General features: G+C 71.5%; 15 protein-coding genes. 7 read left to right on the top strand and 8 right to left on the bottom strand.

The window, feature by feature from the left end:
• The first annotated feature begins 12 nt into the window (after positions 1 to 12).
• The 4 genes from V6V89_RS13070 to V6V89_RS13085 are packed head-to-tail and all read left to right on the top strand — an operon-like array spanning position 13 to position 7,627.
• Complete coding sequence (locus tag V6V89_RS13070) at positions 13 to 3,264, top strand: DUF5691 domain-containing protein (protein ID WP_334619330.1); 3,252 nt, start codon at positions 13 to 15, stop codon at positions 3,262 to 3,264.
• On the top strand, positions 3,261 to 4,325 hold the full coding sequence (locus tag V6V89_RS13075; RefSeq protein ID WP_334619331.1) for an ATP-binding protein: 1,065 nt from the start codon (positions 3,261 to 3,263) through the stop codon (positions 4,323 to 4,325). The genes V6V89_RS13070 and V6V89_RS13075 overlap by 4 nt, the downstream gene beginning before the upstream one ends.
• A complete protein-coding gene (locus tag V6V89_RS13080; protein WP_334619332.1) occupies positions 4,318 to 6,492 on the top strand; it encodes a DUF5682 family protein in 2,175 nt (724 codons plus the stop codon). The genes V6V89_RS13075 and V6V89_RS13080 overlap by 8 nt, the downstream gene beginning before the upstream one ends.
• The gene (locus V6V89_RS13085) at positions 6,485 to 7,627 is read left to right on the top strand and encodes a VWA domain-containing protein (protein WP_334619333.1); all 1,143 of its coding nucleotides are present in this window, start codon (positions 6,485 to 6,487) and stop codon (positions 7,625 to 7,627) included. The genes V6V89_RS13080 and V6V89_RS13085 overlap by 8 nt, the downstream gene beginning before the upstream one ends.
• On the opposite strand, the gene V6V89_RS13090 is transcribed toward V6V89_RS13085, so the two are convergent.
• Entirely contained in the window at positions 7,628 to 8,455 is an 828-nt protein-coding gene (locus V6V89_RS13090; RefSeq protein WP_334619359.1) for a DUF72 domain-containing protein, read from the bottom strand. It abuts the gene before it with no gap.
• Between the two features lie 106 nt (positions 8,456 to 8,561).
• Between V6V89_RS13090 and V6V89_RS13095 the strand changes: the two genes are divergently transcribed.
• Entirely contained in the window at positions 8,562 to 8,933 is a 372-nt protein-coding gene (locus V6V89_RS13095; protein WP_334619334.1) for a VOC family protein, read from the top strand.
• Positions 8,934 to 8,972: 39 nt separating this feature from the next.
• Here the strand turns inward: V6V89_RS13095 and V6V89_RS13100 are convergent, their stop codons facing one another.
• The 4 genes from V6V89_RS13100 to V6V89_RS13115 all read right to left on the bottom strand — a co-directional run bounded on the left by V6V89_RS13100 (position 8,973) and on the right by V6V89_RS13115 (position 14,143).
• Positions 8,973 to 10,295, bottom strand: a complete 1,323-nt coding sequence (locus V6V89_RS13100; RefSeq protein ID WP_334619335.1) for an ABC transporter substrate-binding protein — start codon at positions 10,293 to 10,295, stop codon at positions 8,973 to 8,975.
• A 148-nt stretch (positions 10,296 to 10,443) separates the two neighbouring features.
• Positions 10,444 to 11,289: a carbohydrate ABC transporter permease gene (locus V6V89_RS13105; protein ID WP_334619336.1), complete on the bottom strand. Its 846-nt coding sequence runs from the start codon at positions 11,287 to 11,289 to the stop codon at positions 10,444 to 10,446.
• A complete protein-coding gene (locus V6V89_RS13110) occupies positions 11,286 to 12,161 on the bottom strand; it encodes a carbohydrate ABC transporter permease (protein WP_334619337.1) in 876 nt (291 codons plus the stop codon). The genes V6V89_RS13105 and V6V89_RS13110 overlap by 4 nt, the downstream gene beginning before the upstream one ends.
• The gene (locus V6V89_RS13115; protein ID WP_334619338.1) at positions 12,158 to 14,143 is read right to left on the bottom strand and encodes a beta-galactosidase; all 1,986 of its coding nucleotides are present in this window, start codon (positions 14,141 to 14,143) and stop codon (positions 12,158 to 12,160) included. The genes V6V89_RS13110 and V6V89_RS13115 overlap by 4 nt, the downstream gene beginning before the upstream one ends.
• Before the next feature lie 133 nt (positions 14,144 to 14,276).
• Between V6V89_RS13115 and V6V89_RS13120 the strand changes: the two genes are divergently transcribed.
• Positions 14,277 to 15,299 carry a LacI family DNA-binding transcriptional regulator gene (locus V6V89_RS13120; RefSeq protein ID WP_334619339.1) on the top strand — a complete coding sequence of 341 codons (1,023 nt, stop codon included), beginning with the start codon at positions 14,277 to 14,279 and terminating at the stop codon, positions 15,297 to 15,299.
• A 202-nt stretch (positions 15,300 to 15,501) separates the two neighbouring features.
• On the opposite strand, the gene V6V89_RS13125 is transcribed toward V6V89_RS13120, so the two are convergent.
• Positions 15,502 to 16,329 carry an arginase family protein gene (locus V6V89_RS13125; protein WP_334619340.1) on the bottom strand — a complete coding sequence of 276 codons (828 nt, stop codon included), beginning with the start codon at positions 16,327 to 16,329 and terminating at the stop codon, positions 15,502 to 15,504.
• Between the two features lie 183 nt (positions 16,330 to 16,512).
• Between V6V89_RS13125 and V6V89_RS13130 the strand changes: the two genes are divergently transcribed.
• Positions 16,513 to 18,000, top strand: coding sequence for a hypothetical protein (locus V6V89_RS13130; RefSeq protein WP_334619341.1), 1,488 nt, complete (start codon positions 16,513 to 16,515; stop codon positions 17,998 to 18,000).
• A 195-nt stretch (positions 18,001 to 18,195) separates the two neighbouring features.
• On the opposite strand, the gene V6V89_RS13135 is transcribed toward V6V89_RS13130, so the two are convergent.
• A complete protein-coding gene (locus V6V89_RS13135) occupies positions 18,196 to 18,846 on the bottom strand; it encodes a response regulator transcription factor (protein ID WP_334619342.1) in 651 nt (216 codons plus the stop codon).
• The gene (locus V6V89_RS13140; RefSeq protein WP_334619343.1) at positions 18,834 to 20,099 is read right to left on the bottom strand and encodes a sensor histidine kinase; all 1,266 of its coding nucleotides are present in this window, start codon (positions 20,097 to 20,099) and stop codon (positions 18,834 to 18,836) included. Before V6V89_RS13140 ends, V6V89_RS13135 begins: the two co-directional genes overlap by 13 nt.
• Between the last annotated feature and the right edge of the window lie 15 nt (positions 20,100 to 20,114).

Genomic DNA, 20,114 nt, shown 5'->3' on the forward strand with positions numbered 1-20,114 from the left:
TATGTTGCTGCGGTGCTGATTGAACGGTGGAGCACGACACAGGTTCTCGCGCTCGCCCCGGATGCCGGCTCCGCACGGGCCGCGCACGGGGTCAGCGGGGCCACGAAGTGGGAGGCGTCCGGGCAGGCCGGCGACCTGCTCTGGGGGCTGTGCCGTGGCAGCGGCAAGCAGCCCTACCAGGTCTGTGTCGACCTGAGCGAGCCGGCGTACCGCTGCTCCTGCCCGAGCCGGAAGTTTCCGTGCAAGCACGCGCTCGGCCTCATGCTGATGTGGTCCGCGGGCGGCGCGCCGGAGGGCGAGGAGCCCGGCTGGGCGGGTGAGTGGCGGGCGGCCCGCGCCACGCGCGCCTCCCGCCCGGAGCCCGCCAAGCGGGCCCAGCCGAGCGAGGCGACGACGCAGCGGCGGGCCGACCGCGTCGCCGCCGGCCTGGAGGAGCTCGACCGCTGGCTGCTCGACCAGGTGGCGCACGGGCTGGCCGGCGCCGAGCGCTCCGGCTACGGGCCGTACGAGGCGGTGGCCGCCCGGCTGGTCGACGCGCAGGCGCCCGGCGCGGCCAACGCCGTCCGGCGGCTGGGGCGGATCGCCGGCGTCGGCCCGCACTGGGCCGACCGGCTGCTCGGCGAGCTCGCGCTGCTGCGCCTGCTCGTGTCCGCGTACGGCAGGGTGGGTGCGCTGCCCGCGCCGCTGGCGGCCACCGTGCGCTCCCGGGTCGGCATCCCGGTGCCCACCGAAGAGGTCCTCGGCACGCCGCGACTGCGCGACCATTGGCATGTGCTGGGCCACGCCGACCTGGCCGACGACCGGCTCGTCACGCGGCGCACCTGGCTTTACGGTGCCGCGTCGCGGCGGTTCGCGCTGCTCCTGGCGTTCGCGCCGCCCGGGCAGGCGTTCCCAGCAGACCTCGTCCCCGGCACAGCGAGCGCACCAGCAGGCACTGTGCGGGAGGGAGTTGGCGCGGCGGCGTCTGGACTGAGCAGCGAAGCGACGAGGGAAGGCGTCGGCTTCGGCGCCGCACGAGCGAGCGCACCAGCAGGCACTGTGCGGGAGGGAGTTGGCGCGGCGGCGTCTGGACTGAGGAGCGAAGCGACGAGGGAAGGCGTCGGCTTCGGCGCCGCACGAGCGAGCGCACCAGCAGGCACTGTGCGGGAGGGAGTTGGCGCGGCGGCGTCTGGACTGAGGAGCGAAGCGACGAGGGAAGGCGTCGGCTTCGGCGCCGCACGAGCGAGCGCACCAGCAGGCACTGTGCGGGAGGGAGTTGGCGCGGCGGCGTCTGGACTGAGGAGCGAAGCGACGAGGGAAGGCGTCGGCTTCGGCGCCGCACGAGCGAGCGCACCAGCAGGCACAGTCGTTGACGCCGAGCTTTGCTGGTACCCGGGTGCGCTGCCCATGCGGGCCGTCGTCGCCGAGCGGCACGCGGTCGCCCAGCCGGACTCGGCGCCGCCCGGCGCGCTGCCGGTGCGGGAGGCGCTGGCCGGCTGGGCCGCGGCGGTGGCCGCCGAGCCGTGGTGCGAGACGGTGCCGATGCTGCTGGCCGGCGTGGCGCCCACTGACGACCGGCACCTGGTCGACGCCGCCGGCGACGCCCTGCCACTGACCGCGGGGCTCGACGAGCCGTGGTGGCTGCTCGCCGCCAGCGGGGGCCACCCGATCACGGTGGCCGGCGAGTACGGTCCGGCCGGGTTCCGCCCGCTCGCCGCCTGGCCCGACGGCCGCTATGTGGCCGCCCAGCCGGGTCCGAGCGGCGACCGGCGCGCTCCCGCGCTCCCCGCCGAGCTGCTGTCCACCGCGCTGGTCGGCACCGAGCGGCGCCCGTTCACCGGCGCGGTGGTCGATGGGCTCCGGCTCGACGGCAGCGGCCCGCGCGCGCTGCTGGAGGGCGCCGCCGTCGCGCTGGCATACCGTCGGGCCGGCACCCTGCCCGCCGCCGGCCGCGTGCCGATCGACCCGGCGCCAGCCGAGCACCTGCCCGTCATACCCGTCGCGGCGGCGGACCGCCTCGCGCTGCTGGTCACCGACGGCGGCGTGCCTGGCGGCACCGACGTGGCCCTTGGCCTGCTGGGCGATTGGCTGGCGCGGGCGGCCGAGCGCGGCTACCGGGTGCCGGCGGAGCTGCTGCCCGCCCTGCTCGATGCCGGCCGGCGGCGCGCCGCCCTGCGCTCCGCGCTCGCAGCCGTGGCCGGCCGCCGGGGCGTCTGGCTGGCCAACCGCCGCCCCGATTGGCGATACCTGCTGGCCGAGAGTGCCGGCAGCCTGGGCGCCGCCCCGGACCCCGACGACTGGGCCACGGGCACGCCCGGCCAGCGGCTCGCCTACCTCGGCGCGGTCCGGGCCAGCGACCCGGCCGCCGGGCTCGCCCTGCTCACCGCGACCTTCGACGGCGAAGATCCAGATGATCGCGCCCGCCTGCTCGGCGCGCTGGCCACCGGCCTGTCCCTGGCCGACGAGCCGGTGTTGGAGCGGGCGCTCGACGACCGACGCAAGGAGGTCCGCATCACCGCGTCCGACCTGCTGTCGGCGCTGCCGGGCTCGGCCCTGCGCCAGCGGATGGCCGAGCGGGCGCTGGCCTGCGTGCGCCTGGAGCAGCGGACGCTCGGGCGCGACCGGCTCGTCGTGACCCCGCCCGCCGAGTTCGACGCCGGCATGCGCCGCGACGGGGTCCAGCCCCGGGCGCCGCAGGGCATCGGGCCACAGGCGTGGCTGCTGGAAGAGGTCGTCGCCCGCACCCCGCTCGATACCTGGACCACCGCGTTCGACCGGCCGCCGGCCGACGTGCTCGCGCTGCCGGCAAACGACGACTGGTCCCTGACCATCCACAAGGGAATGGCTCGGGCCGCCGCCGCCCAGCGCGACCCGACCTGGGCGATCCTGCTGGCCGACACGGTGACCGACGACGTGCTGACCGCCCAGCTTTACGAGGCCCTGCCGCCCGCCGAGCTGGCCCGGTACGCGGCCCGCGCGCTGCGCCGCGACCCGATCCGGGCGCACCGGCTGATGGCGTTGCAGGCCGGCGCGTGGCCCGACGGGCTCGCCGCCGCCGTGCTGGAGGCGATCGAGGCGCTGGCCAGTGGGCAGCGGCACGCCTGGCACATCGGCGAGCTGTGCCGCAGCGCTGCCCCGGCGATGCCGGTGCACTTCGCCGACCGCGCCGCCGCCCTCGCCGAACGACTGCACGCAGACCACCCTGACGGCCGCCAAGCCATGCTCGTCGCGCAGCTGGCCGCCGCACTGCACTTCCGCCGCGAGATGTACGAGGAGCTCCCATGAGTGAGGCCATCCGACCGCACGCCGAGCAGCAGTTCGCCGAGGAGCTGGCCGAGCTCGCCGCCGCCGACGAACGGCCGCGACCGCCGGGCTGGCGGCTGTCGCCGCAGGCCGTGGTGACCTACCTCCTCGGCGACGGCGGCAAGATCACCCCGAAGTACGTCGGCCCGCGCCGGCTCATGGAGGTCGCGGTGGCCACCCTCGCCACTGATCGGGCCCTGCTGCTGCTCGGCGTGCCCGGCACCGCCAAGACCTGGGTCTCCGAGCACCTCGCGGCGGCGATCTCCGGCGACTCCACGCTGCTGGTCCAGGGCACCGCCGGCACCGCCGAAGAGGCCGTCCGGTACGGCTGGAACTACGCCCGGCTGCTCGCCGAAGGCCCGTCGAGCAAGGCCATCGTGGCGAGCCCGGTCATGCGGGCGATGGAGACCGGCGCGATCGCCCGGGTCGAGGAGCTGACCCGCATGCCCTCCGACGTGCAAGACACGCTCATCACGATCCTGTCGGAGAAGACGCTGCCGGTCCCCGAGCTTGCCAGCGAGGTGCAGGCGGTCAAGGGCTTCAACGTCATCGCCACGGCCAACGACCGCGACCGCGGCGTCAACGAGCTGTCCAGCGCGCTGCGCCGCCGGTTCAACACGGTCGTCCTGCCGGTGCCGGCCACCGCCGACGAAGAGGTCGACATCGTCGCTCGCCGGGTGGCGCAGCTTGGCAGGTCACTGGAGCTGCCCGACGTCCCGCCGGCCCTTGACGAGATCCGCCGCGTGGCTACGGTGTTCCGCGAGTTGCGCGCCGGCCTGACCGAGGACGGCCGCACCAAGCTCAAGTCGCCGACCGGCACGCTCTCCACCGCCGAGGCCATCTCCGTGGTCACCAACGGCTGGGCGCTCGCGGCTCACTTCGGCGACGGCACGCTGCGCCCCCGCGACGTAGCGGGCGGCATCGTCGGGGCCGTCGTCAAAGACCCGACGACCGACGCGGTGGTGTGGCGCGAATACCTGGAGACCGTGGTGCGCGAGCGCGACGGCTGGACCGCGTTCTACCGAGCCGCCCGCGATGCCTGAGCGGTTCTACGGCGTGCGCCACCACGGCCCCGGCTCCGCGCGGGCGGTCGTGGCGGCCCTCGACGAGCAGCGGCCCGACATCCTGCTCGTCGAGGGGCCGCCCGAGGCTGACGCGCTGGTCAAATGGGTCGCCGACGAGCGGCTCGTGCCGCCGGTGGCCCTGCTCGGCTACGCCGCCGACGATCCGCGCCACGCCGCGTACTGGCCATTCGCCGTGTTCTCGCCCGAGTGGCAGGCGATCCGCTGGGCCGCCGCCCACGGCATACCCGTGCGGTTTTTCGATCTTCCTTATGCCTATCGCCTCGGCGCGGACGACGAGCCCGCGGAACGGCCGGAACGGCCGGCCGACCCGATCGCCGACCTCGCCGCCGCGGCCGGCTACGACGACCCTGAACGCTGGTGGGAAGACGTGGTCGAGCACCGCGGCGCGCCGGCCTTCGAGGCCATCGCGGAGGCGATGGCCGCGATCCGCGCCGAGTCCGCGGAGGATCCGACCGATCTGGTACGCGAGGCGTACATGCGCGGTGTCCTGCGTGAGGTGCGCAGGACGCACGCCAACCCGGCGGTGGTCTGCGGTGCGTGGCACGTGCCGGCGCTGACCGCCAAGGTGACCGCCGCCCACGACACCGCGCTGCTCAAGGGGCGCAGGAAGACCAAGGTCACCTTCACCTGGGTGCCGTGGACGTACGGGCGGCTGGCGTCGTGGCAGGGGTACGGCGCCGGGGTGCGCTCGCCGGGCTGGTACCACCACCTGTTCACCACGCCCGACGAGGTGGTGACCCGGTGGCTGGTCGCCGCCGCCGGGGTGCTGCGCGACGAAGGCGTTCCGACGTCGTCGGCGCACGTCATCGAGGCGGTACGGCTGGCCGAGGCGCTCGCCACCCTGCGCGGCCGCCCCCTCGCGGGGCTCGCCGAGCTGACCGAGGCGACCCGGGCGGTGTTGTGCGAAGGCGACGAGCTGCGCGTCGACCTGATCGGGCGGCAGCTGGTGGTGAGCGAGCGGCTCGGCACGGTACCCGATGACATGCCCGCGGTGCCGCTGGCTCGCGACCTGGCCGCGCAGCAGCGCAGCCTCCGCCTCAAGGCGGAGGCCCTCGAACGCGCCCTCGACCTCGACCTGCGCCGCGACCTCGACCTCGGGCGCAGCCGGCTGCTGCACCGGCTGCGGTTGCTCGGCGTCGCGTGGGGCGAGCCGGCTGACACCTACCGCGGCAAGGGCACGTTCCGGGAGTCGTGGCGGCTGCGCTGGGTGCCTGAGTTCGCGATCAGCCTGGTCGAGGCCGGCGGTTACGGCACGACCGTCGTCACGGCGGCCGCCGCGAAGGTCGCCGAGCAGGCGCGCGCCGCCGAGAGCCTCGCCGACGTGACGCCGCTCGTCGAGGCGTGCCTGCTCGCCGACCTGCCCGAGGCGTACCCGGCCGTCCTGCACGCCCTCGACACCCGCGCCGCGCTCGACGCCGACGTGGCCCACCTCATGGGCGCGGTGCCGCCGCTGGCCCGCACGCTGCGCTACGGCGATGTGCGCGGCAGCGACGTGGCGGGGCTGCGCACCGTGACCACCGGGCTGGTCGCCCGGATCTGCGTCGGCCTGCCCGCCGCCGTCACCTCGCTCGCCGACGAGGCCGCGCAACCCTTGCGCGATCACGTCGACGCGGTCCACGCCGCCCTCGCCATGCTCGACGATTCTTCGCTGCGCGAGCGGTGGCTGGAGGCCCTGGACGGTCTCGCCGGCTCCGACCGGGTGCACCCGCTGATCGCCGGCCGCGTGACCCGCCTGCTGTACGACGCCGACCGCCTCGACGCCGGCGAGACCCGCCGCCGGATGGGTCTCGTCCTCACCGCCGGCACGCCGCCGTCCGACGCCGCCCAGTGGGTCGAGGGTTTTCTGGCCGGCGGTGGGCTCCTGCTCGTGCACGACACCGCCCTGCTGTCCCTTGTGGATGAATGGCTGGCGGGTGTCGCCACCGACTCGTTCACCGACGTGCTCCCGCTGCTGCGGCGAACGTTCGGCACGTTCGCCGAGCCGGAGCGGCGGTCGATCGGCGAGCGGGTACGCGGCGGTGCGGTCGCCGCCGAGCCCGCACCGTTCGCCCTCGACCACGAACGCGCCGCGTCGGTGCTACCTACGCTGGCGACCCTGCTCGGACGGGAGATCCATCATGGATGATCGATTGCGCAGGTGGCGGCTGGTGCTCGGTGGCGCCGCCGAGGAGTCGCTGGGCGGGCTCAGCGGGGCGGAGTCGGCGATGGACGCGGCGCTCGCGGCCCTGTACGACGGCGTGGGGCAGGGTGGCCAGCGCTCCCGTTCGGCCGGTCTCGGCGCGTCCGCCCCGCAGGTGGCCCGCTGGCTCGGCGACATCCGGGAGTACTTCCCCAGCACCGTCGTGCAGATCATGCAGAGCGACGCGATCGACCGGCTCAACCTCACCAGCCTGCTGCTGGAGCCCGAGATGCTGTCCGCCGTCGAGCCGGACGTGCACCTGGTCGGCACGCTGCTCTCCCTGGGCCAGGTCATGCCCGACAAGACCAAGGACATCGCCCGGCAGGTGGTCCGCCAGGTCGTCGACGAGCTCGAACGCCGGATCGCCAACAAGACCAAGGCCGCTGTGGCCGGCGCCCTCAACCGCGCCACGCGCGTCAACCGGCCGCGCCACGCCGACATCGACTGGCGGCGGACCATCCACGCGAACCTCAAGCACTACCAGCCCGACTACCGCACCATCGTGCCCGAGCGCCTTGTCGGATACGGCCGGCGCACCACCGCCGTACAGCGCGACGTGATCCTCTGCGTCGACCAGTCCGGCTCGATGGCCGCCTCGGTCGTCTACTCCGGTGTGTTCGCGGCGGTGCTGGCGTCGATGCGGTCGCTGCGCACATCGCTCGTCGTCTTCGACACCGCCGTCGTCGACCTCACCGACCAGCTACACGACCCGGTCGAGGTGCTCTTCGGCACCCAGCTCGGCGGCGGCACCGACATCAACCGCGCGATCGCGTACTGCCAGGAGCTGGTCACCCGGCCGCGTGACAGCATCTTCGTGCTGATCAGCGACCTGTACGAGGGTGGCATCCGCGCCGAGATGCTGCGCAGGGTGGCGGCGCTCGTCGAGTCCGGGGTGCAGGTGGTGGTGCTGTTGGCGCTGTCTGACGAGGGTGCCCCGGCGTACGACCACGACAACGCGGCGGCGCTGGCGGCGCTGGGAGTGCCCGCGTTCGCCTGCACGCCCGACGCGTTCCCCGACCTGATGGCCGCCGCGATCGAACGCCGCGACCTGCGCGCCTTCGCCGCCCAGCTGTCATCCTGATCAGAACAGGGTTGGGGGTTCGGCCGCGATGGGGTCGGGGAGCGCGTCCAGGTCTGGAACTCGGGCCCGGACCTCGTCGTGGAAGCGGCGGGCGAGCATCGGGGCGTCGGCGTTGTCCGGGGTGTGGATGAACACGGTGGGGGAGCGGCCCTCGCCGAGCCACTCGGTGACGGTCTCCACCCAGGGCTGCCAGCCCTCGACGGTCCGTTCGGTGGCGTCGCGGCCCAGGTACCGCACGATCGGGCGGTCGGTCAGCGCGACCGGCCGGCGCGGCATGCGCGGCTTCTTCGTCCAGGCGTCCCGTTCGGCGTCGCTGGTCGGCGGAGCCTGGAAGAACACGCTGGTGTCGAACGGGATCCACTCGGCGTCGACGCTCGCCAGCGCCGCTTCGAGGAGCCGGGTGGCGCGGGGGTCGTCGAAGAAGTCACGGTGGCGCACCTCGACGGCGTACCGGTGGGAGGCGGGCAGCCGGCGCAGAAAGCCGGCCAGGGCCGCGACGTCGCCGGGAGCGAACGACCCGGGCAACTGCAACCAGAGGGCATGAGCGCGGGGGCCGAGCGGCTCGATCGCGTACAGGAACTCGCGAAGCTCCTCGTCGGCGCCGCTGAGGCGGCGTTCGTGCGTGATGGTCTTGGGCAGCTTGACGACGAGCCGGAAGGTGGGGTCGGTCTGCCTCGCCCACGAGGCCACCGTGCTCCTCGCCGGTGTGGCGTAGAACGTCGTGTTGCCCTCGACCGCGTTGCACCAGCTGGCGTACGCCCGGAGGCGTTCCTCGGGCGGGAGAGGGTGCGGAACGAAGCGTCCCTGCCACGGCTTGAGCGTCCACATCGCACAGCCCACATGAAGGCGCATGGTGTCGTCTTCAACCCATCATCGCTGCGTTCGCTTGGCGTAACCACCGGCTGTGGCGACCAAAACATCCTACTGTGGGTCCATGGACTGGAAGATTGAATTGATCCCCGTTCCCGTCACCGACGTCGACAGGGCGAAGGCGTTCTACGAGAAGGTGGGCTTCAACGCGGACCACGACCACAAGGTGCAGGAGGGTCTGCGGTTCGTCCAGCTGACGCCGCCCGGGTCGGCCTGTTCGATCGTGATCGGCGAGGGGATCACCGACAAGGTGCCGGGGACCCAGGAGATCCAGGTCGTGGTGGCCGATGCCGAGGCGGCGCGCAGGCAACTGCTCGACGCCGGGGTCGACGCGAGCGGAGTCGACGCGCAGCCGTGGGGCAACTTCGTGTACTTCCGCGACCCCGACGGCAACAGTTGGTCGTTGCAGGCGATCGAGTCCCGCCCCAACGGCTGAGAGCGCGCCGCGGGCCGAGACCCGCGGCGCGCCACCGGGCTAACCCTTGACCGGGATCGCCTGCGACTTCATCGCCTGGATGGTGGAGCTCTGGGCCGACTTCAGCGCCTCGCTCAGCGTGCCCTGGCCCGACACGGCGGCCTTGAAGCCGTCGGCCGCGTCCGAGTAGGTCTTCGTCATCAGCGGACCCCACACGAAGTCCGGTGACACCTGCGTCGAGGCCTCGGCGAACACCTCGTAGATCTTCTGGCCGCCGTAGAAGTCCACGCCGGTGGTCAGCGCGGGCAGCGTGGCGCCGGACTTGCTGGCTGGGTACAGGTTCGCCTTCTGGTTGAGCAGGGTGAGCGCCTCGTCCGAGGTGTTGAGCCACAGCGCGAACTGCGCGGCCTCGTATGGGTGCTTCGAGGTCTTGAAGACGGCGGTCGACGACCCACCCCAGTTGCCGGCGGCCTTGTCGCCGGCGTTCCACTGTGGCATCGGCGCCACCGCCCACTTGCCCGACGTGGTGGGGGCACCGGTGGCGATGGAGTTGGCGCCCCAGACGGCCGAGACCCACGTCCACGCCTGGCCGGTGTTGTAGGCGTTGTCCCACTCGGTGGTCCACGGCGGGACGGTGGAGACGAGCTTGCGGCTGATCAGGTCCTGCCAGTAGTCGGCGACCTGGGTGGTCTTCGCGTCCGAGAAGTCGACGGTCCACTGTGAACCGTCGTTGCCGAACCAGCGGCCACCGGCTTGCCACGCCAGCCCGGCGAACTGGTTGACGTCGCTCTGCGAGAAGTTCGTGATGTACCCGCCCGCGGTCTTCACCTTCTCGGCCGCTGCGGCGTACTCCGCCCATGTCGTGGGCACGGCGATCCCCTGCTGCTTGAACAGGTCCGCGCGGTAGAACAGGGCCATCGGGCCGGCGTCCTGCGGGATTCCGTACACCGAGTCTTGGCCGCCGAAGGTGACCTGGTTCCACGTCCACTCGACGAACTTGTCCTGGGCGCCGGTGACGATGTCACAGGCCGCGAGGTTCGCCAGGCCATCCTGCACGCGGAAGCTGGGCAGCGTGTCGTACTCGATCTGGCCGAGGTCCGGGGCGTTGCCCGCCTTGAGCTGGTTGAAGAAGTTCTGGTACGTGCCGCCGTTGCCGTTCGGGCCGGTCTGCACCTTGACCTGGATGTTGGGGTTCTTGTCGTTCCAGACCTTGACGACCTCCTCGATCCCGGGGATCCAGGAGGTGAAGTTGAGCGTGACCTGTCCGGTGGAGGGCGCGCAGGCGTTGGAGGCGGTGTCACCGGACGCGGCGTCGTCACCGCCGGAGGAGCAGCCAGCGAGAGCCAGTACTGATGTCAGGACTATTCCGACGGATCTTTTCATGGGGACGTTCCTTCCGCGTTTACTTTTGGAATCTGGTAGGAGCCGTGGCGACCAACGACGGAGAGCGACCCGCTTTCCGGGTTTACTTTGGAAACTGGTAGGAGCTGTGGCGACCAACGATGGAGAGCGACCCGCTTTCCGGTTTGGTTTACTTGATGGCGCCGGTGCCGAGGCCGTTGCGCCAGAAGCGCTGCAACAGCAGGAATGCGACGATCAGCGGGGCGATCGACAGCAGCGAGCCGACGAGCACCAGCCCGCGCAGCTCCGGTAGTTGGTTCACCTGCGTGTTCCAGGTGTAGAGGCCGAGCGTGACCGGGAAGAGCCGCTCGTCGCCCAGCATGATCAGCGGTAGCAGGAAGCTGTTCCACACCGCGACGAAGTGAAACAGGAAGATGGTGACGAGACCCGGAAACATCAAGCGGCTCGATACGGTGAAGAACGTGCGCACCTCGCCGGAGCCGTCGATGCGGGCCGCCTCCAGCAGTTCGTCCGGCACGCTGGCGCCGGCGTAGATCTGGGCGAGGTAGACACCGAACGGGTTGACGATGCTCGGCAGGAACACCGACCAGAACGTGTTCGTCGCGCCGACGTAGCTGAAGATGAGAAACAGAGGCAGGGCCAAGGCTGTGGCCGGCACGAGCACCCCGCCGAGCACGACGTTGAAGAGGGTCTCCCGGCCGGGAAACCGGTACTTCGACAGCGCGTACCCGCACATGGCCGCGAGCAGCGTGCCGCACAGCGCCGCCCCGCCGGTGTACGCGATGCTGTTGCCCATCCACCGCAGGAACACGCCGTCCCGGTACGTCAACAGCTCGCGGACGTTGTCGACGAACGCGAAGTTGGCGAACCACAACGGGTTGGTGCCGGTGAACTGGGCGCGGTCCTTGGTCGCCGCGACGATCAGCCACCAGACCGGCAGCAGGATGTAGAGCGCGAACACGCCCATGACGAGCATGGCCGCGGAGCGGCTGAAGAGGCTTTCGCGAGATCTCACCGGAGCCCCTTCCGTTGGGTGAGCTTGAGAAAGCCGAACGACAGGGCGAACGTCGCGAGCGCGAGCACCACCGAGAAGGCGGCCGCCAGGTTGAAGTTCGGGATGGACGATGTGGAGTAGACGGTCAGGTTGGGGGTGTAGGTGCTGGAAACCGCGGAGCTGAAGCTGCGAAACACCTGCGGTTCGGCGAGCAGCTGCAGCGTGCCGATGATGGAGAACACGGTGGTCAGCACCAGCGCCGGCATCACCAGGGGAATCTTTATCGACCAGGCGATCCGCACCGGTCCCGCGCCGTCGAGCCGCGCGGCCTCGTAGATCTCCGTCGGGATCGACAGCAGGTACGAGTAGATGATGATCATGTTGTATCCGACGTAGACCCACGTCACGACGTTCGCCATCGCCCACAGCACTATGTCGGCCGAGAGCAGGTCGACGCTCTTGGTCACCGTCGTGAACGGCGACAGGTTCGGCGAGTAGAGGAAGCCCCACATGATGGCCGCGACCACGCCGGGGACCGCGTACGGCATGAAGAAGGCCAACCGGAAGAACCGTCCGGCCTTCACCAGGCCCGAGTCGAGCAGGAGAGCGGTCAGCAGGGCCAGCCCCAGCATCACCGGCACCTGCACGACGCCGAACAGCAGCACCCGGCCGATCGAGCGCCAGAACGGCCCGTCGGAGAAGACGTATCCGTACTGGGTCAGCCCGCCGAAGACCTCCCGCGCCGGACCGAACATGTCCGTCCGCTCCACGACGTACAGCGACTGGACGACGGCGTATCCGACGGGCAGGACGAAGAACAGCGCGAACAGCACCCCGAAGGGCAGCACGAAGAACGCGATGGCACCGCGATGCGCGGTCCGGCGCCGGGTCATGTCGACTCCTCGCGAACCACCCGGACCGTGCCGGAGGGGACTTGTAGTAGGCCGTCCGCCACGGCGCCGGTCACCAGTTCCTGGCCGGTCACCGCGTACTCGACGTCGCACGTGCCGTGGTTGACGATGAACAGGTAGCTGCGGCGCGCGTCGCGGCGGCGTACCACCTCGACCGAGCCGTCGCCCTCGGGTCCTAGCGGCCGCACACCGGCCGCCCGACCGGCTTCGCGCACCACGTCGCGCAACGCGTCGGGCCGCAGCTCTGTGGCGACGTACCACGCGGTCCCCGCGCCGTACGCGTTGCGCGTGACCGCCGGAACCCCGGGGAGCGGACCGTCCACGTACCGCGCCACTGGCTCCGCCGTGGTGGTGCGCAGCCGTTCGGTCCACAGTCGACACCTGCCTCCGGTGTCCAGGGTCACCTCGTCGCCCGGTGGCAGTGGCACGAACTCCTCGACCGTCACGCCCAGCAGGTCGCGAAACGCTCCCGGGTACCCACCGAGGCGTACCCGGTCGTCCTGGTCGACGATGCCGCTGTAGAAGGTGACGAGCACGTGCCCGCCGGCCGCCACGTACGCGTCGATGGCCGCCGCCTCCTGGTCGGAGACCAGGTGCAGGCACGGCACGACGACCAGCCGGTAGCGGCTAAGGTCCGCGGTGGGCGCGACCACGTCGGTGGTCACGCCGGTCTCGCGCAAGGCGTTGTACGCCAGGTGCACCTGGTCCAGGTACCGGACGGCCTGCGACGGGCGGCTCTCCCCGTCGCACGACCACCACGATTGCCAGCTGAAGAGCAGGGCCACGTCGGTGTCGACAGTGGTTCCCGCGACCTCGTCCAGCCGGTCCAAAATCGCCGAGAGCCGCAGCACCTCCCGCCACGCCTCGGTGTCGGTACCGGCGTGCGGTACCAGCGCGGAGTGGAACTTCTCCGCGCCCTGTGCGGAGGCCCGCCATTGAAAGAAACATACCGAGTCGGCGCCCCGCGCGACGTGCGTGAGAGAGTTGCGGATCATCTCGCCGGGCGCCTTGGCCAGGTTGTGTGGCTGCCAGCTGACGGCCCCTACTGACTGCTCCATCAGGATCCACGGCCGCCCGCCGGCGAGGCCCCGGGTGAGGTCGGCGGCGAAGGCCAGCTCGGCCGTGGGCTCGTCGAGCCGGTGGTCGAGGTAGTGGTCGTTGGCGACGACGTCCACCTCGGGCGCCCACGTCCAGTAGTCCAGGTTGCGGATGTGTGCGGTGACCATGAAGTTCGTGGTGATGGGCACGGTGGTGTGCCGGCGCAGCACCTCGACCTCGTCGCGGTAGTAGTCGAGCAGCTCGTCGGAGCTGAACCGGTGGAAGTCGAGGATCTGCCCCGGGTTGCGGGCCGACAGCGCCTGCCGGGGCGGCTGCACCTCGGCCCAGTCCCCGTACCGCTGGCTCCAGAACGACGTGCCCCACCCCTCGTTCAGCGCGTCGACGGTGCCGTAGCGCTTGCGCAGCCAGCGGCGGAACGCTTCGGCGGTCTCCTCGTCGTAGCAGTGGGCGTTGTGGCAACCCAGCTCGTTCGAGACGTGCCAAAGCGCGATGGCCGGGTGCTGCCCGTAGCGCCGCGCCACCTGCTCGACGAGCGCCAACGCCCGTCGCCGGAAGACCGGCGAGCTGGGACACCACGCCTGGCGGCCGCCGGGGTACCGCCTGGTGCCGTCGGGCGCGGTCGGCAGGATCTCGGGATGCAGCGTGGACAGCCACGGCGGCGGCGACGCGGTACCGGTACCTAGGTTGATCTTGATGTCGTGCTCGTGCAGCAGCGCGACGATGCGGTCGAGCCCGTCGAAGTCGTACTCACCCGGGCGGGGTTCGAGGTATGACCAGCCGAAGATGTTGATGGCGACGAGGTCGATGCCCGCCTGCCGCATCAGGCGGACGTCCTCCCGCCAGACGGCGGGTGACCACTGCTCCGGGTTGTAGTCGCAGCCGAGGCCGATGCCGGCAACGGGCATGGGCTCCTCCTAGTGCGGCATGTGTGCACGTGCACACATGCCCCTGTGTTTCGTCAGTATCAAGAATGTGTGAACGTGCACACACTAAGTACAGCGGCTCGCCCCGGTCAAGAGCTGGGGCTACAGTGACGGCGTGAAACGGCGGAAGGGGGCGTCGCGGCGGGCGACCGTGCACGACGTCGCGGCCGTCGCCGGCGTCTCACGCGGCACCGTCAGCCGGGTCCTCAACGGCGGGTACGTCTCCGCCGCCGCCCGGGCGGCGATCGAGGCGGCCATCGCCGAGGTCGGCTACGTGCCCAACACCGCCGCGCGCAACCTCGTCATGCAGCGCTCCCAGGCCGTGGCCTTCCTCGTACTCGAACCACCAAGCCTGATCCTCGAAGACCCGAACATCGGCGCCATCATGCTCGGCGCCAACGCCGTCCTGTCGTCGGCCGACTACCAGCTCGTCAACCTGGTCGTCGACTCGGTGCGCGACACCGAGCGCATCACCAAGTACCTCAGCGGAGGGTTCGTCGACGGCGCCGTCATCGTGTCGGCCCGGGCGAACGACCCGATCACCCGTGTCGTGACGGACCTGGCGCTGCCGGCCACGTTCGTCGGCCACCCGCCCGATCTTGAACAGGGCATCCCGTTCATCGGCATCGACAACGTCGGCTCCGCGCGGGCCATCACCGAGCGGCTGGCCGCGACCGGCCGCAAGCGGATCGGCATGATCGCGGCCGCCGTCGACCGCGACTCCGGCGCCGACCGGCTCACCGGTTTCCGGCAGGCGCTCGGGCGCCGGTTCAAGCCCGACCTCGTCGCTCACGTGCCGTTCTACGACTACGCCTCCGGCATGGAAGGCATGCGGCTGCTGCTCGAGCGGGAGCCGCGCCTCGACGGCGTCTTCGCCGCCTCGGACGCGGTCGCCGCCGGCGCCATGCAGGTGCTGCGTGAGGCCGGCCGGGCGGTGCCGGGCGACGTGGGTGTCGTCGGCTTCGACGACAGCCCGTGGGCGCAGCGCACCGACCCGTCTCTGTCCACTGTGCACCAGCCAGCCAAGAAGATCGGAGCCCAGGCGGCGGACCTGGTGCTGCAGCAGCTGATGGGGAAGGCGCCGGAAACCGGCGGCATCTTCCTGCCTACGCCCATCGTGTGGCGCGGCTCCGCCTGACCGCGGCCTGGTGCCGCTCTGAGCCAGACTGAGCCAAGTTGGGGGCACGGCGACCGGGCTCGCACGCCCAGCGAGCCGGTGGGCGGCGCCGCCCCGCTGGAGAAGCAGGAGCCGGAGACCGACCCGGCCGCCCGGCTGTAAGCGCACGACCGGAGAAGCAGCAGAACGACGGCCGGCGCCACGCGGCCGGGCCGTCGTTCGATCAGGTGTTCGCGGCCAGCAGCGCGGCGGCGAGCTCGGCGAGAACTTCGCGGTCCCTGGGCTGGTCCGGCTCGTACTCGGCGACACACAACCCGGCGAGGGTGAAGCGAGCGGTGAGCGCCCGCACCGCCGCGACGAGCTGGTCGAGCGTCGACCCCTCAGGCTCGGGCGTGCCGACCGAGCCGAACACGCCCGGATCCAGCACGTCGAGGTCGATGTGGATATAGACGGCATCGGCGCCCGTGGCCGCGACCTCGTCAGCCACCGCGGCCGGATCGGCGAGCCCCGCCACCGGCACGTGCCGGATCGCGTGCTCGTCGACGAACGCTCGCTCGGCCGGGTCGAGCGCGCGCACACCCGCCAGCACCACCTGGTCGGGGCGCAGCGTACGGGTTGGGGCCAGCTCGGGTGGGCCGTCGCCGAGCAGGGTGCGCAGCACCATCCCGTGGAACGCGCCGGACGGCGACGAGACCGGTGTATTGAGGTCGCCGTGCGCGTCGAACCACACCACCGCGACCCGGTCGCCGTACGTGGCCAGTGCCGCCTCGATGGGCGCCAGATCGACCGCGCAGTCGCCGCCAACCGTGATGACGGTCGGCCCGAGCGCGCGAGCACGGGCGGCCCGGATCGCTTTCAGGTTGGCCACGAGCGTGTCGAGAGCGGCAACCCCGTCGCGGGCCTCGGTGGGCTGGCCGTCCGTGGCGGCGCGTAGCCGCTCACCGGTCGCGAAGAAGTCGGCCAGCTCCGCCGCGCCCTGCCGCAACCGGTAGGCGGTGCGCGACCCCGACGCCTGCCACTGCGGTACCTCCACGACCGTCACGCTCTGCATGATCAGATTTTAGGGCCATCCCGGGCCTACGCCGCCAAGTCTTGACATCGACGTCTGTTGTTGGTTGGCTACCGAAACATCGTTGATGTCCCTGTTTGCCGCCGCTGGCGCGGTCGGGCAACGGGGCGCCATTTCCCGCGTCCTCCGGGCGGCGCGCGGGTTCTCGTGAAGGGAAACCGCGACATGCTTCATCGTGCTCGTCATCGGCGCCGGATGGCCGTGGCCGCCGCCTGCGTCATGACGGTCGTCATCGCACTGCTGGGCGGCAGCGCGTTCGCCGGCGAAGAGTCCAGTCGGGCCGGGCTGCCCGCCGACGACGTCGCGCAGGGCATGATCTACGGCGGCCTGGTGGCCGCCAAGGACGGTCCATGCGCAGGCCTCTACCAGGTCAAGGGGGTCAGTCCGGCCATGTGTACGCACGGCCCGGACGCTGCCCCGCCCGGGCTGTCGGTCAAGCGCAGCGTCCAACCGCTCACCACCGCGCCGCTGGACGCCAACGCGCTAGCGGTCTGCGAGGGTGACGGCACCTCCGGCCGGCGCGTGGAGGTGCTCTACATACACGGCTCGACCAGCCGGTACGCCCAATACCTGGAGACGTTCCGGACGCTGGCCGAGGGCGTCGACGTCATCTTCAACGAGAGCGCCCGGGAGACCGGCGGCGAGCGGCACGTGCGATACGTCACGGAGACCGTCAACGGGGCCTGCCGACCGGTGGTGCGCGACGTGCAGATCGCGGACTCCGCGCTCAATGCCAACGACTGGGCGCCCTTGCTGAACGCCGTTCGCGCCGCCGGCTACACCCGAACCGACCGCAAGTACCTCCAGTTCGTCGACGCGAACGTCTACTGTGGAATCGGCGGGTTCGCCGGCGACACCCGCAAGACCGACGGAAACCGGTCCAACTCCGGGCCGGAGTACGCGCGCGCCGACAACGGTTGCTGGAGTGCCGGTGTGGCCGCCCACGAGCTGGGCCACACCCTCGGCGCGGTCAACAACAACGCCCCCAACGGTTCCGGCCAGGCGCACTGCACGGACGAGTGGGACGTGATGTGTTACAAGGACGGCCCGAACGTGGTCATCCAGACCAAGTGCACCGACCGCGCCCACGACCAGCGGCTGGACTGCAACCACGACGACTACTACCACACCAACCCGGCTGCGGGGTCGTACCTGGCCACCTACTTCAACGTCGCTGACAACCTGTTCCTCATCAAGGGATCGGGCGACCCAGGTCCGGTGCCGGGCGGAAACCTGGCGTCGACGGCGACGCCGTCCGCGTCGTACACCTCGCCGTGGGAGAGCGTCGCCGCCATCAACGACGGTGCCGAGCCGGCGCAGTCGAACGACACGGTCAACCCGCGCTGGGGCACCTGGCCAAACACTGGCGAGCAGTGGGCGCTGCTGACCTGGGCGTCCGCGCAGACGCTCACCTCGGCCGAGGTGTACTTCTTCGACGACAACGACGGCGTCCGCCTGCCCGCGTCGTGGAAGCTCCAATCCTGGAACGGCAGCGCCTACGTCGACGTGCCCGGCGCGAGCGGCTATCCCATGGCGCTCAACCAGTACAACCGGGTCACGTTCGGCGCCGTCAGTACGACCCAGCTGCGAGTGTTGATGCAGAGCGGCGCTCAGTCCGTCGGGCTCCTGGAGGTCAAGGCGTACGGCAGCTGACACTGGTTTCGGCTCAGGTGGCCGGCCAAGCGGTCGATCCCGGTAGGTCAGGTACAGGCAGCGAGTCCGGAACGTTTCGTGAGTTCCGAGCCGATACCTTCCTTCCGGCGAAAGCCTGGCCGGCCATCCCTAGCGTGGGAGACAGCCCCGCCAACGAGGCTGAAGGGGCGGTTTGAAGAACTTCTGAGCCGGCGGTCAGCCGCGCAGGTATGCCAGCACCGCCCGGACGCGGCGGTGGTCGTCTTCGTCCGGCGGCAGGTCCAGTTTGGTCAGGAGGCTGCCGATGTGCTTGGCGACCGCAGCCTCGCTGACCACGAGGGTGCGAGCGATCGCGGCGTTCGACCGGCCCTCCGCCATCAGCGCGAGCACCTCGCGCTCGCGCGGGCTCAGCCGGGTCAGCGGGGCGCGCCGCCGGCTCAGCAACTGCCGCACCACCTCCGGGTCGACCACGGTGTACCCGCTGGCGACCCGGTCCAGAGCGTCGACGAATTCGACCACGTCGCCGATGCGGTCCTTCAACAGGTACCCGACGCCGCCCGTGCCCGGCCGCGCCGACTCCAGCAGCTCCGCCGCGTAGGTCTGCTCGACGTACTGGCTCAGGATGAGGACCGGCAGGTCGGGATCGGCGCGGCGGAGCCGGATCGCGGCCTGCAGGCCCTCGTCCGTGAAGGACGGCGGCATGCGCACGTCGGTGACCACAATGTCCGGCCGGTGCGCGTGGACGGCCGCCACGAGCGCGCTGGCGTCGCCGACCGCCGCGACCACCTCGTGACCGAATCGAGTGACCAGGCCGGTGATGCCCTCCCGGATCAGCACGCCGTCTTCGGCGACGATCACCCGCGCCATGCGTCCGGTATCCCGGTGAACTCGACCTGGAGCACGGTGGGCCCGCCGGGCGGGCTGGACAGCGCGACGGTGCCGTCGACGGCGGCGACCCGGTCGACCACGCCGGAAAGGCCCGTGCCGGCGTCCGGGTCGGCGCCGCCGGTGCCGTCGTCCTCCACCCGCAGCCGCACCCGCCTGTCCACACCGTCCGTGGTGGACACGATGGACGCGGTGACGGTGGCACGGGTGGCGCCGCTGTGCTTGGCAACGTTGGCGAGGGCCTCGACCACGACGAAGTACGCGGTGACCTCCACCGCGCGGGGCAGGCGCCCCGGCAGGCGGATGTCGACCTCGACCGGTACCGGCGAGCGGCCCGCGACGTCCTCGACGGCCGCGACCAGGCCGCGGTCGGCGAGCACCTTGGGGTGTACGCCCCGGATCAGTTCGCGTAGCTCGACGAGCGCCTGCTTAGCCAGCTCGTGCGCCTTGGCGAGCTGTTCGGCCGCCGGCGAGCCGGCCGATACCTCCAGCCGGGCCAGGCCCAGGTGCATGTTCAGCGCCACGAGCCGCTGCTGGGCGCCGTCGTGCAGGTCGCGCTCGATCCGGCGGCGCTCGATCTCGTACGCGTCGACGAGTCGCGCCCGCGACCGGGTCACCTCGACCAGCCGCTCGCCGAGGTCGGACTCGCGAGGGGCGAGCAGCGCTCTGGCGAGCGCGGCGCGGGCGCCGGCCCAGGCGGTCACCGGGTACGGCGCCGCGAGCAGGAGGACGACCCCGCACATGGCTATCACGTAGTGGGCTGGATCGCTGGGGCCGTACATGGGCGAGAACAGGAACGTTGCCGGGAACCAGATCGCGAACACGACCACCAATCCGTCCAGCCAGCACAGGACGCCGCCCGAGATGACCGCGTAGCCGAACTCCCGCCAGGTCGCCTGTTCCCGCAGCCGGACCCGAAGGCGGTGCCGCCAACCAGGCCCGTCGAGCGGCTCGTGGGGGTCGTCCACCGGGTACCGGTCGACAAGCCGCAGCCGCCGCCGCTCCAGCCGGGTGACCAGGACCGCGCAGGCGATGACCGGCAGGTACAGGCACACGGCGACGGCGAACAGCGGCAGCGTGAGCGGACCGTAGATCAACTCGGCGGCGCCGACGGTCGTGGTGCACCCCAGCACCGCGCCGGTGGCCAGGTAGAGGGCCGACCGCCACGGCCACGAGCTGCGCAGAAACCGCGTGGGCCGCATCGTGAGCGCGTCCAGCGCGGTGAGGACCGGCATCCTTCGCACGGTACT

Origin of the sequence: Micromonospora sp. CPCC 206061 (assembly GCF_036906915.1) — a bacterium.
Classification (GTDB): Bacteria; Actinomycetota; Actinomycetes; order Mycobacteriales; family Micromonosporaceae; genus Phytohabitans.